At 63.0% G+C, this 14668-nt stretch carries 12 protein-coding genes and 1 pseudogene; 5 read left to right on the top strand and 8 right to left on the bottom strand.

Translation table 11 applies throughout. The features are described from left to right. The first annotated feature begins 10 nt into the window (after positions 1 to 10). A complete protein-coding gene (locus CQ002_RS25400) occupies positions 11 to 805 on the top strand; it encodes a DUF2242 domain-containing protein (RefSeq protein WP_034107251.1) in 795 nt (264 codons plus the stop codon). Position 806: 1 nt separating this feature from the next. Here the strand turns inward: CQ002_RS25400 and aceE are convergent, their stop codons facing one another. Continuing rightward, positions 807 to 3467, bottom strand: coding sequence for a pyruvate dehydrogenase (acetyl-transferring), homodimeric type (gene aceE / locus CQ002_RS25395; protein ID WP_105162522.1), 2661 nt, complete (start codon positions 3465 to 3467; stop codon positions 807 to 809). A 145-nt stretch (positions 3468 to 3612) separates the two neighbouring features. Between aceE and CQ002_RS25390 the strand changes: the two genes are divergently transcribed. Next, the gene (locus tag CQ002_RS25390) at positions 3613 to 4083 is read left to right on the top strand and encodes a MarR family winged helix-turn-helix transcriptional regulator (RefSeq protein ID WP_034107244.1); all 471 of its coding nucleotides are present in this window, start codon (positions 3613 to 3615) and stop codon (positions 4081 to 4083) included. Between the two features lie 35 nt (positions 4084 to 4118). On the opposite strand, the gene CQ002_RS25385 is transcribed toward CQ002_RS25390, so the two are convergent. The 3 genes from CQ002_RS25385 to CQ002_RS25375 all read right to left on the bottom strand — a co-directional run bounded on the left by CQ002_RS25385 (position 4119) and on the right by CQ002_RS25375 (position 7613). Then, positions 4119 to 5123 carry a pyruvate dehydrogenase gene (locus tag CQ002_RS25385; RefSeq protein ID WP_105162521.1) on the bottom strand — a complete coding sequence of 335 codons (1005 nt, stop codon included), beginning with the start codon at positions 5121 to 5123 and terminating at the stop codon, positions 4119 to 4121. Positions 5124 to 5457: 334 nt separating this feature from the next. Continuing rightward, on the bottom strand, positions 5458 to 6486 hold the full coding sequence (locus CQ002_RS25380) for an AraC family transcriptional regulator (RefSeq protein ID WP_034107240.1): 1029 nt from the start codon (positions 6484 to 6486) through the stop codon (positions 5458 to 5460). After that, complete coding sequence (locus CQ002_RS25375) at positions 6483 to 7613, bottom strand: carbon-nitrogen hydrolase family protein (RefSeq protein ID WP_034107238.1); 1131 nt, start codon at positions 7611 to 7613, stop codon at positions 6483 to 6485. Before CQ002_RS25375 ends, CQ002_RS25380 begins: the two co-directional genes overlap by 4 nt. A 212-nt stretch (positions 7614 to 7825) precedes the next feature. Here CQ002_RS25375 and CQ002_RS25370 point away from each other — a divergent pair, with 212 nt between their 5' ends. Together CQ002_RS25370 and CQ002_RS25365 are read left to right on the top strand one after the other, a co-directional pair. Continuing rightward, on the top strand, positions 7826 to 9865 hold the full coding sequence (locus tag CQ002_RS25370; RefSeq protein WP_105162520.1) for an NADPH-dependent 2,4-dienoyl-CoA reductase: 2040 nt from the start codon (positions 7826 to 7828) through the stop codon (positions 9863 to 9865). A gap of 57 nt (positions 9866 to 9922) precedes the next feature. After that, positions 9923 to 10807, top strand: coding sequence for a 1-aminocyclopropane-1-carboxylate deaminase/D-cysteine desulfhydrase (locus CQ002_RS25365; RefSeq protein ID WP_034107234.1), 885 nt, complete (start codon positions 9923 to 9925; stop codon positions 10805 to 10807). A 41-nt stretch (positions 10808 to 10848) separates the two neighbouring features. On the opposite strand, the gene CQ002_RS25360 is transcribed toward CQ002_RS25365, so the two are convergent. The 3 genes from CQ002_RS25360 to CQ002_RS25350 form a co-directional block, all read right to left on the bottom strand. Then, positions 10849 to 11445 (bottom strand): cytochrome b, encoded by a 597-nt coding sequence (locus CQ002_RS25360; protein ID WP_052211127.1) that lies wholly within the window; start codon positions 11443 to 11445, stop codon positions 10849 to 10851. Between the two features lie 114 nt (positions 11446 to 11559). Further along, positions 11560 to 12387, bottom strand: a complete 828-nt coding sequence (gene phnX / locus CQ002_RS25355) for a phosphonoacetaldehyde hydrolase (RefSeq protein WP_069077731.1) — start codon at positions 12385 to 12387, stop codon at positions 11560 to 11562. A 28-nt stretch (positions 12388 to 12415) separates the two neighbouring features. After that, on the bottom strand, positions 12416 to 13525 hold the full coding sequence (locus CQ002_RS25350; protein WP_069077732.1) for a 2-aminoethylphosphonate--pyruvate transaminase: 1110 nt from the start codon (positions 13523 to 13525) through the stop codon (positions 12416 to 12418). Between the two features lie 113 nt (positions 13526 to 13638). Here CQ002_RS25350 and CQ002_RS25345 point away from each other — a divergent pair, with 113 nt between their 5' ends. Beyond that, on the top strand, positions 13639 to 14499 hold the full coding sequence (locus tag CQ002_RS25345) for a LysR substrate-binding domain-containing protein (protein WP_034107227.1): 861 nt from the start codon (positions 13639 to 13641) through the stop codon (positions 14497 to 14499). Here the strand turns inward: CQ002_RS25345 and CQ002_RS25340 are convergent. Then, positions 14469 to 14668, bottom strand: a pseudogene (locus CQ002_RS25340) (LysR family transcriptional regulator); the annotation flags it as partial. The gene CQ002_RS25345 and the pseudogene CQ002_RS25340 overlap by 31 nt on opposite strands.

Raw genomic sequence — 14668 nt, 5'->3', positions numbered from 1 at the left:
AGGATTTTCAATGTCGACATCATTTCACTTGCGTAGCCTCGGGTTGGCGCTGGTGTTGGCGGGCGCCGCGGGCTGCTCGTCACCCAAGACCGCTATTTATGAACATGAGAATTTCGACGACTCCGGTACGTTTTCCCGGGATTACCCGGTAACTGATGTGGCGGCGTGCGAAGCCGCACGACGCGCCTTGCTGAGCCAGGGCTACATCATCACCAGCAGTGATCCGAAACTGGTCGTGGGGAACAAGAGCTTCCAGCAGACCGGCGAGACCCACCTGCAGATCAGCTTCAACGTGGTGTGTGCCGACGATGGCAAAGGCACCAACCATTCGACGATGTTCGCCAACGCCCTGCAGGATCGCTACGCGCTGAAGAAGGTCAACAACTCCGCGAGCCTGGGGGTGGGCGTGCTGGGTTCGGTGTCGATGCCGATCGGCTCCACCGATGATTCGATGGTGAAGGTGGCGAGTGAGACCGTCTCGGCGCCGAAGTTCTACGAACGTTACTTTGCGCTGGTGGATGTGTTCCTGCCCCAGGAAGTGAAGAAGGCCGAGCACATTCCCGAGCAGCCGAAAACCGAGCTGGGTGTGCCGGAGCCTAAAGCCGCTCCGGCTGCAGAGAAGGTCGAGGCGCCGAAGGAAGAGCCTGCGGTTTCGCAACCGGCCGTTTCCGAACCCGTCACGCCGCCCGCCGAGACCGCGCCGATCGCGCCGCAGTCAGAGCCGGCACCTGCGCCCGCAACCAGCAACCCGGACCTGCCACCGCCGACAGAAGCGATCCCGCCCCTGCCGACGCCTGCGCAGTAACTCAGACGGCTACGGGGTTCGTCTTGTCGACGTTGATCCCGTAGCGGCTGATGGCTTCACTGACTTTTTCACGACCGATCACGCCGTCATCCGCCAATGCCTTCAAGGCTGCCAGTGCGATGAAATGCCGGTCCACTTCGAAGAACGCCCGCAGGGCTTCACGGGTATCGGACTGGCCGAAGCCGTCCGTCCCCAGCGCCACACAGCGTCGGTCGGGTACAAAGGGGCGGATCTGGTCGGCGAAGAGCTTCATGTAGTCCGTCGCCACCACCACCGGCCCCGTTTGCCCGGCCAGGCATTGCTCCACATAACTCACCCTTGGCTCGCTCTGCGGGTGAAGCAGGTTCCAGCGCTCCATCTCGTGACCGTCACGGCGCAATTCAGTGAGGCTGGTTGCACTCCACACGTTGCTGTGCACGCCGAAGTCTTTCTCGAGCAACTCGGCCGCCGCGATCACTTCGCGCAGGATTGAGCCACTGCCCATCAGTTGCACCTGGGCCAGGGGGCTGGTGTTGAGCCGGTACAGGCCTTTGAGAATGCCCTCTTCCACACCTTCAGGCATTGCCGGGTGCGGGTAGTTTTCGTTGAGCAGGGTGATGTAGTAGTAAATGTCCTCTTGTTGCACATACATCCGCCGCATGCCTTCGCGAATGATCACCGCCAACTCGTAGGCAAACGTCGGGTCGTAGGACACGCAGCATGGGATCACCGACGACAGGATATGGCTGTGCCCATCGTCATGCTGCAAGCCTTCGCCCATCAGCGTGGTACGCCCGGCCGTGGCCCCCAGCAGGAACCCACGCGCCCGCGCATCGCCTGCGGCCCAGGCGAGGTCGCCGACCCGCTGGAAACCGAACATCGAATAGAAAATGTAGAACGGCACCGTCATGAGGCCGTGGTTGCTGTAGGACGTGCTCGCGGCAATCCAGGAGGAAATGGCGCCAGACTCATTCAGGCCTTCCTGCATGATCTGACCGTCCTTGCTTTCCTTGTAGTAGCTCAGTTGTCCCGCATCCTGTGGGGTATAGAGCTGGCCTACGGCGGAGTGGATGCCGATCTGGCGGAACAGGCTTTCCATGCCGAAGGTGCGCGATTCATCCGGCACGATGGGCACGATCAGTTTGCCAAGGTGTGGATCCTTGAGCAGGGTGCCGAGGATCCGCACGAAGGCCATGGTGGTGGAGATCGCCCGTTCACCGGTGTCCTTGAGCTGGGTAGCGAAGGCGGCGAGTTCGGGAATCTGCAAGGGCTCGACCGCACTGTGGCGCGCCGGCACGTAGCCGCCCAATGCCTGGCGGCGTGCGGCGAAGTAGCGGGCTTCTTCGCTGTCGGCCGCGGGCTTGAGGTAGGGAATGTCGGCGAGTTGGTCGTCTGCGACTTCCAGGCCAAAGCGATCGCGGAAAGCCCTTACCGCATCGGCGCCCATCTTCTTCAATTGATGGTTGATGTTCTGGCCTTCGCCGGCTTCACCCATGCCGAAACCCTTGACGGTTTTCGCCAGGATCACGGTGGGCTGGCCCGTGTGGCGCACGGCAGCCGCATAGGCGTTGTAGACCTTGTCCGGGTCATGCCCACCCCGTGAGAGTTTCCAGATTTCGTCGTCGGACATGTCCGCAACCAGCGCGAGCAATTCCGGGTATTTGCCGAAGAAATGCTCGCGCACATAAGCGCCGTTCTGCGACTTGTAGTTTTGATAGTCGCCGTCCACGCATTCCATCATGCGTTGACGCAGCAGGCCGCTCGGGTCTTTGTCCAGCAGCGCATCCCAGCCACTGCCCCAGATCACTTTGATCACGTTCCAACCGGCGGCGCGGTACAGGCTTTCGAATTCCTGGATCACCTTGGCATTGCCGCGCACCGGGCCGTCCAGGCGTTGCAGGTTGCAGTTGACCACGAAGATCAGGTTGTCGAGCTTCTCGCGCCCGGCCAGGGAGATGGCGGCCAGGGATTCCGGCTGGTCCATTTCGCCATCACCGAGGAAGGCCCAGACCTTGCGGCCCTGGTGTTGCTTGAGGCCGCGCAATTCGAGGTAACGCATAAAGCGCGCCTGGTAGGCCGCGGTGATCGGGCCGAGGCCCATGGACACGGTGGGGAATTGCCAGAAGTCTGGCATCAGCCGCGGGTGCGGGTAGGACGAAATACCGTCGCCGCCGGCCTCGCGGCGGAAGTTGTCCAGCTGCGCTTCGCTGATACGGCCTTCCAGGTAGGCCCGGCCATAGATACCGGGTGAGGAGTGGCCCTGGATGTACACCAGGTCGCCGTCAAAGCTGTCGGTACGGCCACGGAAGAAGTGGTCGAAGCCGACGTCGTACAGCACCGCGGCTGACGCATAGGTCGCGATATGCCCACCGACACCCGAGTGTTTGCCGGCACGCAACACCATCGCCATGGCATTCCAGCGGATAAACGCATTGGTGCGGCGTTCGATGGCCAGGTTGCCGGGGTAGGGCAGTTGGCGGTCCACCGGGATTGTATTGACGTACGGCGTGGTCACCCGCCCGTAGAAGTCACCATGGCGAGCCACGTCGAAATCCAGCAACTGATCGATCAGGTAGTGGGCGCGTGGGCGGCCTTCGGTGGACAGCACCGATTCGATGGACTCCAGCCACTCGCGGGTTTCCTGAGGGTCGTCGTCGCGTCTGACTGCGTTGTTCGGGGTCATGTGAGGCTCCAGGGTAGGCGGATGTCAAGTGACGGGCTCTTTGTGGGAGTGTCGGCAAAGTGATTGCAATTGCAACTACATGACCGAATCTAGCGCGGGATGAGCTACTATTGCAACCTTCTTGAAATTCCCCGGATGGTGTTGCATGTCGTCGAAAGAGCCGGATGTATGGTTCCGTTTTGTCAGGGCCCACAGGACGGTCATCCGTGAAATCGAGCGGCGCCTGGCAGAGGCGGACCTTCCGCCGTACGCCTGGTACGACGCACTGTGGGGCCTGGAAAGCGGCCCTGACGGCACCCGTCGCATGCACGAACTGGCCGATGTGCTCGCCATCGAGCGCTACAACCTCACGCGCCTGGTCGACCGTCTGGAAAAAGACGGCCTGGTGGTGCGTTCGCGCTCCGACGGCGATGGCCGCGCGGCATTTGCCTCGATCACCGAGGCCGGCCGTGTGCTGCGTAAAAAGATGTGGAAAATCTACGAAAGCACGGTCGATGAGTTATTCCTGTCGCAGCTCGAGCCGGAGCAGCGCCAGGGGTTTGCGGATGCGTTGGAGCGCACCGCCGGGCTGGCAATGGAAGCGGGCGTACAGACCCGCAGTCGCCGCAACCGCTGAGAACGATAGCTCACTCATTGTCGATCGCATTCCCGTCATTTCAGGGCGTACCGCTTCATGCCTTCTTCCACCTGCAGTGCATCGATCCGCCCTTCATCCGCCAATGCCTTTAACGCGGATACCACCACCCAATGCCGACTCGGCGCCGCCGTCTGCACCGACCCGGCGCCCAACGCCACGAACCGTGCATCCACATACCCCGCCAACTGATCGACAATCGCCTGCGGATAGCCGGTCACCGCAATGACCGGCGCTGAATCCCCCGCCAGGCAATCACGCAAATGGCAGCTGCGCTTGGGCACCCTTGGGTGCAGGCGATTCCAGCGTTCGGCCGCAGCGGCCTCGCGGGCCAGTCGCGTGTAGCTGGGGCAGCTCCACAGTTGGGCGGTGATATTCCAGTCCTGTGCCAACAAGCGCTTGGCTTGCGCCACCTCTTCAAGCGCCCGGCCTGCGCCGAGCAATCGCACATCCCCCAGCGTGTGCCGCTGCAGCGGATACATGCCCTTGAGCGCGGCTTCACGGTCCTGCTCACTCAGGGGCGCTGCGCCTTCATGATCATGCAGGGCCAGGTAATAGAACCCGGGCTTGCCGTCGACATACAGGGTACGCAACGCCGCCAGCACAATCGCACGCGCCTCTTCGCCCGAGGCCGGGTCATACGGAGTGCAGCGCGGGTGGGTGGCCAGCCACAACGGCAAGGAAGGTTGCGCACCCTTGGGCCAGCGGGAGGGGTGGTTTTCGATGTCGTTGCACAGAATGCCGCGCTGTTGGGTGACGTCCGACAGTGCACTCAGTTGCGCTGACGACTGCGCGCTGTGCAGGTACAGCAACGGTTTTTCGACGGTGTTGCGCGCAAACCATCCGGGCCAGTTACCCGCGCGCCGGGAGCGTGACTGGCCGCGTATCACCCAGGCCTGTCGGCTGGATTCGAGGGTGTTGGCCATGCTTGTCACGGTGTACAGCGGGGAACTGCTGGCGGGGGCGGCGGTGCCCAAGGCATCAATACAGAGCTGCGCGGCGTGTGCGGTAGCGGCGGTCATGGAAAGGGTCACCTGGCAACGAATGCTATTACCCTAATGGAAATACGGTAACGATTGCAATTGCAATGATTGCAATAGCATCTCGAAGCCCAGGTGCTAAATCCCTGCAACGCTGCTACGTTTAATCCTTGAGTGCAGGAACGTCATGGCGCAGACATTTTTTCGTCATGACGGCACTTTAGGCTGGCTGTGCAGGTCATTAATCAGCAGCCGCTTTTAACACCAACAAGGAGTCCGCCATGGACGATTACCAGGAAGAACTGCTCGAGTACCACGCGATTGAGTCAGACCCGCTGGAACCGGCAGACGATGCAACAGAGCTGTAAGACCGAGCTCAGGCGGAATGCCGCTGACTGCGGCGAAATTCCCCTGGGGTCTGGTTGTTCCACCGCCTGAAGGCCCGTTGAAAAGCTTGGGCCGAGGCAAAACCGAGCAAGTAGGCGATCTCGCCGAACGCCAGTTCCGTGTCGCGAATGTAGGTCATTGCCAGGTCGCGCCGGGTATCGTTGAGAATCGCGCGGAACTGAGTGCCTTCTTCGGCCAGTTTGCGGCGCAGCGTCCAGGTGGGCAGCTTCAGGCGTGCCGCCACTTCTTCCAGGTCGGGTTCCCGGCCGCCATTGAGCATCGGCCCGAGCAACCGGGTGATGCGCTCGCGCAGGCTGCGAGTGCGGGTCAACTGCTCCAATTCCCTCTCGCACAGCTGTAATAGCAATTGCCAGGTACTGGGGCAGTGCTGCGGGTTGCGCAGCGCCAGGGTGTGCTGGTTGAGGCGCAGTTGATTGGCGTCGGCGCCGAAGTGAATGTCGCCCAGCGTGTTGTAGTGCTCGCTGTAGTCCGGCGCTTCAAACTCGATGTCGATGCGCTGTGCCTGCACCGGTTGCTGGGCCAGGCTCGACAGTTGATGCAGCCAGCCGGCAATGATCGAGTCCACCACAAAGCGGTTGTAGGCGTTGTAGGGGCTGATGGAATAGAAGCGCAGCCAAGCGCCTTCGGCATCCTCGACGAAGCTCGACTGACCGCGATAATTGGAGCCGTACAGGGCTTCGAAGCGCGTCAACGCGCGCGCCGCCTCGCGCACGTTGGGGGCCTGGGCGGCGGTAACCCCCGCCAGCCCGGCCTGGCTCAACCGGCTGAGCTGGCCCATGCGCAGGCCCAGGCCCGGGTCGCCGGTGAGTTGGATGGCCGCATGGCCCAGGCGCATGTAGCGCGGGATCGACAGGCGCGCACCCGCCTCGGCGAGGCGCGCTGGGTCGAGTCCGTACTGCAGCAGTAACGGTTGCGGGTCCAGCCCGTGGCTGTGGATGGCATCGGCCAGGGTGTGCACGAAGCCCACCGACAGGTCCCCCAGCCGCACCGGTTTCACAGCCAGATATTCAACAAGCGTGCACCACGGGCTTCGCCATCGGCGCTGATCTGCCCATGGCTGCTGAGGAAGCTATGCCCGGCAGTGCCCAGGTCCCAGAACTGCCCACGCAGGAACACGCTCATGCCCGCGCTGGCCTGGCTGACGGGGGACTGGCTGATCAGGGTCAGACGGCGCCAGGCTTCGCCCTCACTGAGCTCTTCGGGCTTGAGGCTGATTTCGCTTGGGGTGGAGACGCTTTTGAAACCGCGCCAAGGGCGGTCCCAGGTATCACGGCCGAGCACAAAGGCCGGCACCGCGATCAACTGCGCGCCTTGTTCGTTGAGTTTGCGGTAGTTGTCCGGATACCAACTGTCGCTGCCCACCAGCACGCCGAGGCGTCCGGCCGGGGCATCGACCACGTTGACGACGTTTTCATCACCGGGTTCGATAAAGCCGCGTTCATCATAGATCGGGTACAGCTGGCGCTGCGGTTGGCCCACGGGCAAACCGTCAGCGCTGAATACCAGGCTGGCGTTGTACAGCGCGCCATGGCCGACCTGCAGTTGCCCCTGGCTGACACTTGGATTGGGCAGGGTGATGGAGCCGGCCACCAGCGTGACGCCGAACTCCTTGGCCAGGCCGCCAAACAACCGCTGGTAGTCCTGCGCCATGCCAGAGGCTTTCATGCGCAGGTAGGCGTCATCGGTGCGGTTGTCGCCCGTGGCGCTGATCCAGGCGCGCGCAAACAGCAACGGGTTGCTGACCGACAGCCAGTTCATCGCGTCCTTCACGTGCAGGGCCTGGTACACCTCGTTCTTTTCGCCCGTGAGCATCAACCAGGTGCCGATATGTTCGGGCAGCACCACGATGGTCTTGTCGTTGATCAGCCCCAGGTCACGGGCTTTTTGCAGGTAGGCCGCGAGCTTCAGGTGCAGGCGTTCAAGGCTCTGGTAATCGGCCGGAAACAGCTCCGGCTGGATGCCCAGCAAGTTGCCACGGTCGGCAGGCAGGCCTTCGTTGACGGCGAGGGTGATACGCAGGTCGGACAGGTAATGCGCCACGGGGCGCTCCTGGGTCCAGACCAGATACGCGGCGACGGCGGCAACCAGGGCCATGGTGACGGTAAAAGCTAGAAGTTTACGCATGGGGGAACAGACAACAGACCGTGTGCAGGGTTCGCCGACTAGGGTAGGGCCCATGGGCGGGCTTGCCAAGGGCCGCTGTGCATTTGGATCAATAAGTTGTCAGTTTCAGTCATTGAGCCGTCGACCAGCGCCTCTTAGTCTGTGGGGCATAAACCGATGGCAGGCCATTCGAGCCTGCCACGTCCCGTGATGATCCGTTGTGGAGCTTGACCATGACCGCTGTTGCCTACCCGCACCTGCTGGCCCCGTTGGACCTGGGTTTTACCACCTTGCGCAACCGTACCCTGATGGGCTCGATGCACACGGGCCTTGAAGAAAAACCCGGTGGTTTCGAGCGCATGGCAGCTTATTTTGCCGAGCGTGCCCGGGGTGGCGTAGGCCTGATGGTCACGGGCGGCATTGGCCCAAATGACGAAGGTGGGGTGTATTCCGGCGCGGCCAAGCTGACCACCGACGAAGAAGCGCAGAAGCACAAGATCGTTACCCAGGCCGTGCATGAGGCGGGCGGCAAGATCTGCATGCAGATCCTCCACGCCGGTCGGTATGCCTACAGCCCCAAGCAGGTTGCACCCAGCGCGATACAGGCGCCGATCAACCCGTTCAAGCCCAAGGAGCTGGACGAAGAGGGCATCGAAAAGCAGATTCAGGATTTCGTCACCTGTTCGTTGCTGGCCCAGGTCGCCGAGTACGACGGTGTGGAAATCATGGGGTCCGAAGGCTACTTCATCAACCAGTTCCTCGCGGCTCACACCAACCATCGCACCGACCGTTGGGGCGGCAGCTACGAAAACCGTATGCGCCTGGCAGTGGAAATCGTGCGCCGCGTGCGTGAGGCAGTAGGCCCGAACTTCATCATTATCTTCCGCCTGTCGATGCTTGACCTGGTGGAAGGCGGCAGCACCTGGGAAGAGATCGTGCAGTTGGCCAAGGCCATCGAAGGCGCCGGCGCGACCATCATTAACACCGGCATCGGCTGGCACGAAGCGCGCATTCCGACCATCGCCACCAAGGTGCCTCGTGGCGCGTTCAGCAAGGTCACCGCCAAGTTGCGCGGTGCGGTGCAGATTCCGCTGATCACCACCAACCGCATCAACACCCCGGAAATCGCCGAGCAGATTCTTGCCGAGGGCGATGCGGACATGGTGTCCATGGCGCGCCCCTTCCTGGCCGACCCTGAATTCGTCAACAAGGCCGCCGCCGGCCGCGCCGATGAGATCAACACCTGCATCGGTTGCAACCAGGCGTGCCTGGACCACACCTTTGGCGGCAAGCTGACCACCTGCCTGGTCAACCCTCGGGCGTGCTACGAGACCGAGCTCAACTACCTGCCGGTCAAGCAGATCAAGAAGATCGCCGTGGTCGGTGCCGGCCCTGCGGGTCTGGCGGCGGCCACGGTGGCCGCTGAGCGTGGCCATCAGGTGACGCTGTTCGACTCCGCCAGCGAGATCGGCGGCCAGTTCAACATTGCCAAGCGTGTGCCGGGCAAAGAGGAGTTTTTCGAAACCCTGCGCTACTTCAAGCGCAAGCTGCAGACCACCCACGTGGAGCTGTGCCTCAATACCCGTGTGGACGTGGCGCAACTGGCGGCCGGCGGCTATGACGAGATCATCCTGGCGACCGGCATCGCGCCGCGCACCCCGGCGATCCCGGGGATCGACAATGCCAAGGTGCTGAGCTACCTGGACGTGATCCTTGAGCGCAAGCCGGTGGGCAAGCGTGTGGCTGTGATCGGCGCGGGCGGCATCGGTTTCGACGTGTCGGAGTTCCTTGTGCACCAGGGCGTGTCCACCAGCCTGGACCGCGAAGCGTTCTGGAAAGAGTGGGGCATCGACACCCAGCTGCAAGCCCGTGGCGGCGTGGCCGGGATCAAGCCGCAACCCCATGCGCCGGCGCGTGACGTGTTCCTGCTGCAACGCAAGACTTCCAAGGTCGGCGATGGCCTGGGCAAGACCACTGGCTGGATCCACCGTACCGGATTGAAAAACAAGCAGGTGCAGATGCTCAACAGCGTCGAGTACCTGAAGATTGACGATGAAGGCCTGCATATCCGTATTGGCGCCGAGGGTGAACCCCAGGTGCTGGCGGTGGACAACATTGTTATCTGCGCCGGCCAGGACCCGCTGCGCGAACTGCACGACGGCCTGGTCGCGGCAGGCCAGAACGTGCACCTGATCGGCGGCGCCGACGTGGCGGCGGAACTGGACGCCAAGCGCGCCATCAACCAGGGCTCGCGTCTCGCTGCCGAGCTGTAAGACCCCGAGCGGGGTGGTGTTAGACTACCGCCCCGTTTTCCAGGCAGATCCCTCCCGATGGGTCCCTTCGATTGGCTTCCCCACGCACCGCTTGAACCCTTGCAGCTGGATTGGCTGAACGGTGTCGAGTTGGCTGTGCTGCGCCTGGACCGCATCGACCCGCTGATCAGCGGCAACAAGTGGTTCAAGCTCACCGGGCACTTGGCGCAGGCGCCAACCGCTCGCGGCCTCATCAGCCTGGGCGGCGCTTACTCCAACCATCTGCACGCGTTGGCCGCTGCCGGCAAGCGCTTCGGGTTCCCCACCGTCGGCCTGTTGCGCGGGCATGCGCAAGACACCCCCACCGTCCTCGACCTGAAAGCCTTTGGCATGCAGCTGCATTGGCTGGGCTATGGCGGCTATCGGGCGCGGCATGAACCCGGTTTCTGGCGGCCATGGTGCGAGCAGTATCCGGGCTTGCACCCTGTGCCCGAAGGCGGCGCAGGCCGTGCGGGTGCCTTGGGTTGCGCGGTGCTGGTCGAGCAGGTGCGTGCGCAGTTGCACACTCTGGGTTGGGCGGACTACGACGCCTGGTGGCTGGCCGCAGGCACCGGTACCACGCTGGCCGGCCTGGCGCTGGCAGAGGCGGGCGCACACCCGGTGTACGGCGCCATGGCGGTGCCGGAAGACCACGGTGTGGCGCAGAACGTGGAGGCCATCGTGCAAGGCGGCTATGAACTGCTGGACGCCAGCCGCGGTGGCTTTGCCAGCGTCGACCCGTTGCTGCTCGCGTTTATCGAAGCCACCGAACAGGCCTGCGGTTTGCCTCTGGAGCCGCTCTACACCGGCAAGGCGCTACTGGCCTTGAAGGCGCAGATCGAAGCCGGGCGCTTCACCCCCGGTACGCGCGTGGTTTTCGTCCACACCGGCGGCCTGCAAGGCCGCCGGGGGTTTGCAGTTTAACGAGCATCCCCTGTGGGAGCGGGCTTGCTCGCGAGTGCGGCTTATCGTTCAGTGGATTTGGTGGCTGACCCGCCACCTTCGCGAGCAAGCCCGCTCCTACCCGGCAGCATGCGCAACGCGGTGTTGTCCCGCAGGATGTAATGGTGGGCGATCCCTGCCAGTGCATGCAGCCCGATCAGCCAATAACCGACCTTGCCGAACCACACATGCCAGCCCTCGATCTGCTTGGCCAGCGCCTTGTTCTCACCGATCAGGGGCGGCAACTCCATGCCGTAGAACATTACCGAATGCCCTTCGGCACTGACAATCAGCCAGCCCGCTATCGGCATGCCGATCATCAGCGCGTAGAGCGCGACGTGCATCAGGGTTGCCAACAGGCGCTGCCATTGCGGCGGCGCCGGTACGATTTTCGGCGCCACCCCCAGGCTGCGCGCGAACAAGCGCAGCCACACCAGCACAAACACGGTGAGGCCAAACATGAAGTGCATCTCGACGATCAACGTTCGTGCACCGCTGCCTTTGGGGAATTGGCCGCGTAGCTCAATGCAGGCGTAGACCACCGCCAGCAGCACCACCATCAACCAGTGCAACGCGATCGACATGGTGCTGTAGCGCGTATCGGAGTTTTTCCACGGCATCGCTGGGTTCCTCACTCATCAGGGCATACCTCCGTTCTTTGGCGACGGAGTGCGTTTACTGTATGCCGGTTCTGAGCGCTTTGCCTGGCTTGAATGCGGTTGTTTTGACCTCTGTCAGTGAGTCTGCGGCATTTCCCCGCGCGCCAGGCGCTGGTTGATGTCCGCGATCACACCGGGCAGCTCGTTGATGGTGTCGATCAGGTAGTGCGGGCGCGAGCCTTCGAACATGGCCTCGATGCGCTTGCGTTCGCTGGCCAGCGTGGCAGCCTCCAGGGCGCAGAACTGCTCATAGGTCAGGCCGAGGGCATTGCCGGAGCAGGTCAGGGCCACGGTCCACATCCCGGCGCGGCGGCCTTCGAGGATACCCGGCACGGTGTCATCGACCTTGACGCACGCCGCCACGTCATCGATGCCCAGCGCAATCACGTTGGCCAGCGCCTGGGCTGGCCATGGGCGACCATTGGGCACTTCGTCGGTCGCGACCACATGGTCGGCGATATAGCCGTTGGTGGCCGCCAGGGCAACGACCTTGTCCATCACTTGCTTGGGGTAGCCGGAGCAGGAACCGATCTTGATGCCTTGCTTGCGCAGTTGGGCGATGGTGTCGAGGGCGCCGGGGATCAGCGCCGAGTGTTCGGCGATCTTCTCGATCTGCAATGGCATGAAGCGCTGGTAGATGGCGGTCACATCATCGTCGGTGGGGGTGCGACCGAACGCCTTGCGGTAGCGTTCGGCAACCTGTGGTTGGTCGCACAGGGTGCGGATATGGTCCCACTTGCCCATGCCCATCGGGCCACGGGCTTCGTCGATGGACACTTGCACGTCGAACTCGGCGAAGGCCTCGACAAAGATCTGCGTGGGAGCAAACGAGCCGAAGTCGACCACGGTGCCGGCCCAGTCGAGGATGACGGCCTGGAGGGTGTTGGGGGTTTGATAGTTCATCATTCAGGTCCTGTGGGTAATGGGGGAATCAAATGTCCAACACTTCCATTTCTTGCAGCACGTCGGCGATTGCCTTGACCGCTGCTCGCATCCCTGCCGCGTCGACATGGCCAATGCAGCCCACGCGGAAGGTTTCCACTTGGGTCAATTTGCCGGGATACAGAATGAAACCCTTGGCCTTGACCCGTTCGTAGAAGTCCTTGAACTGATAGCGCGGGTCCCGCGGTGCATGAAAGGTGACGATGATCGGCGCCTGGATGTCAGCCGGCAGGAAGCTGCGCAGTCCCAGTTCAGCCATGCCGTCGAGCAACGCCTGGCAGTTGCTGGCGTAGCGTTTATGCCGCGCGATCAGGCCGCCTTCTTCCTGGTACTGCAGCAACGCTTCGTGCAGGGCGGCGACTACATGGGTAGGAGGGGTGAAGCGCCACTGGCCGGTCTTGGCCATGTAGCTGTGCTGGTCGAACAGGTCCATTGCCAGGGAGTGGCAATTGCCTTGAGCGGCGGCCAGCGCCTGTTTGTTGGCGAAGACGAACCCCATGCCCGGCACGCCTTCCAGGCACTTGCCGGAGGCGGCGACCAGGGCGTCGAATGGTACTTCGCGGGCGTCGATTGCCAGCGCGCCGAACGAACTCATGGCGTCGATGATCAAGCGTTTGTCGTGGGTTTTTACGACCTGGGCGATCTGCGGCAGTGGGTTGAGGATGCCGGTGCTGGTTTCGCAGTGGATGAGGGCGACGTGGGTGATGGCCGGGTCGGCGTGCAGCAGACGGTCCACATCGGCGGCGGTAGTGGGCTCGTCCTCGGCGGTTTCGAAGGTGCTGAACTCGCGGCCCAGGACTTCGCAGATTTTCGCCAGGCGCTTGCCATACGCGCCGTTGATCAGCACCAGCACCTTGCCGTCACGCGGGACGAGGGTGCCGATGGCGGCTTCGACGGCGAAGGTGCCGCTGCCCTGCAAGGGGACACAATGGTGGCTGCCTTCGCCGTTGAGGATCGCCAGCAATTGCTCGCATACGCTGGCCGTGAGTTGGTTGAAGCGGTCGTCCCATGACCCCCAGTCCACCATCATGGCTTGGCGGGTGCGGTTCGATGTGGTCAGGGGGCCAGGGGTCAGCAGGATCGGCGCGGCAGTGGTCATCTCAAGTCCTCGCAAGGCATCGGGGGTTGAAGCTACGGCGCTTAAATTGCAGTTTGGCTTGTTATCAATCAAATTGTTTGTTGTTATGCGAGCTATCAGTGAGGCCGATAGCCATGAATTTGTTCCAACTGCGTGCATTCGATGCCGTGGCCCGCGAGGGCAGCTTCACCCGTGCCGCCGCACGGCTGTTCATCAGCCAGCCTGCGGTGACCGGGCACATCAAGGCACTGGAGGAGTACTACCAGATCCCGTTGTTGCGGCGCACCGCACGACGGGTCGAGTTGACCGAGGAGGGCGCACGCCTGGCGTCAATCACCCGGGCGATCTTTGGCCTGGTGGACGAAGCGCAGACGATGCTGGAGGCCAACCGTCAATTGCTCACCGGGCGGCTGGAAGTGGCAGCGGACGGCCCGCACCTGGTGATGCCAATGATCGCCAGCCTGCGATCGCGTTACCCGGGGATCACCGTGAACCTGCGCCTGGGCAATGCCCAGGAAACCCTGGCGGCGCTGTTGTCCGAGCATGCGGATGTGGCCGTGCTCACCGAAGTGGCGCCGCGCAATGGCCTGCACCTGCAACCGTTGAGTGAATCGCGGATCTGCGCGCTGGTGCCGGCTGCGCATCCGTGGGCGATGCAATCTGGGGGCATTCGCCTGGCGCAATTGAATGAGGTGATCATGGTGCTGCGTGAACCCAGTTCGATCACCCGGCGTACGTTCGATGACGCGTGTGCCGCGACCGGTGTAAAACCCAAGGTGCTGCTGGAACTCGACAGCCGGGAAGCGGTGACCGAAGCCGTCGCCGCCGAGTTGGGCGTCGGTGTGGTCTCGTCCATGGAGGTCAGCCAGGACCCTCGCGTGCGGGCGGTGCCGCTACTGGGTGATGGCCTGGTGAACCGGCATGTGCTTGGTTGCATGGAGCGGCGCCGGTCGCTGCGCCTGATTCAGGCGTTCTTCGAGCTGGCGCCGGGCTGAAGACTCTCGCGCATGATGTCGAGGAACGTCGCCACCACCCGCCGTGAGCTCTGCTCCTTGAGGCACACCAGGGTTTCTTTCATCCGCTGGCTGCAATCGCGGATCGGCATGGCGTAGACCCGTGAGTCCGCGCCGAACTCCGCCGCCGAGACCACCCCCACCCCAATCC

It is taken from the genome of Pseudomonas sp. MYb13, assembly GCF_002980075.1.
GTDB classification, from domain to species: Bacteria; Pseudomonadota; Gammaproteobacteria; order Pseudomonadales; family Pseudomonadaceae; genus Aquipseudomonas; species Aquipseudomonas lurida.
This window is presented reverse-complemented; position numbering and strand designations above follow the sequence as displayed.

Bases quoted from the DNA above. Each gene is read 5' to 3' on its own strand.
- CQ002_RS25345 (WP_034107227.1), top strand. From the start codon at position 13,639: ATGAATTTGTTCCAACTGCGTGCATTCGATGCCGTGGCCCGCGAGGGC.
- CQ002_RS25365 (WP_034107234.1), top strand. From the start codon at position 9,923: ATGGGTCCCTTCGATTGGCTTCCCCACGCACCGCTTGAACCCTTGCAG.
- CQ002_RS25375 (WP_034107238.1), bottom strand. From the start codon at position 7,613: ATGCGTAAACTTCTAGCTTTTACCGTCACCATGGCCCTGGTTGCCGCC.
- CQ002_RS25385 (WP_105162521.1), bottom strand. From the start codon at position 5,123: ATGACCGCCGCTACCGCACACGCCGCGCAGCTCTGTATTGATGCCTTG.
- CQ002_RS25360 (WP_052211127.1), bottom strand. From the start codon at position 11,445: ATGCCGTGGAAAAACTCCGATACGCGCTACAGCACCATGTCGATCGCG.
- aceE (WP_105162522.1), bottom strand. From the start codon at position 3,467: ATGACCCCGAACAACGCAGTCAGACGCGACGACGACCCTCAGGAAACC.
- CQ002_RS25370 (WP_105162520.1), top strand. From the start codon at position 7,826: ATGACCGCTGTTGCCTACCCGCACCTGCTGGCCCCGTTGGACCTGGGT.
- phnX (WP_069077731.1), bottom strand. From the start codon at position 12,387: ATGAACTATCAAACCCCCAACACCCTCCAGGCCGTCATCCTCGACTGG.
- CQ002_RS25350 (WP_069077732.1), bottom strand. From the start codon at position 13,525: ATGACCACTGCCGCGCCGATCCTGCTGACCCCTGGCCCCCTGACCACA.
- CQ002_RS25400 (WP_034107251.1), top strand. From the start codon at position 11: ATGTCGACATCATTTCACTTGCGTAGCCTCGGGTTGGCGCTGGTGTTG.
- CQ002_RS25390 (WP_034107244.1), top strand. From the start codon at position 3,613: ATGTCGTCGAAAGAGCCGGATGTATGGTTCCGTTTTGTCAGGGCCCAC.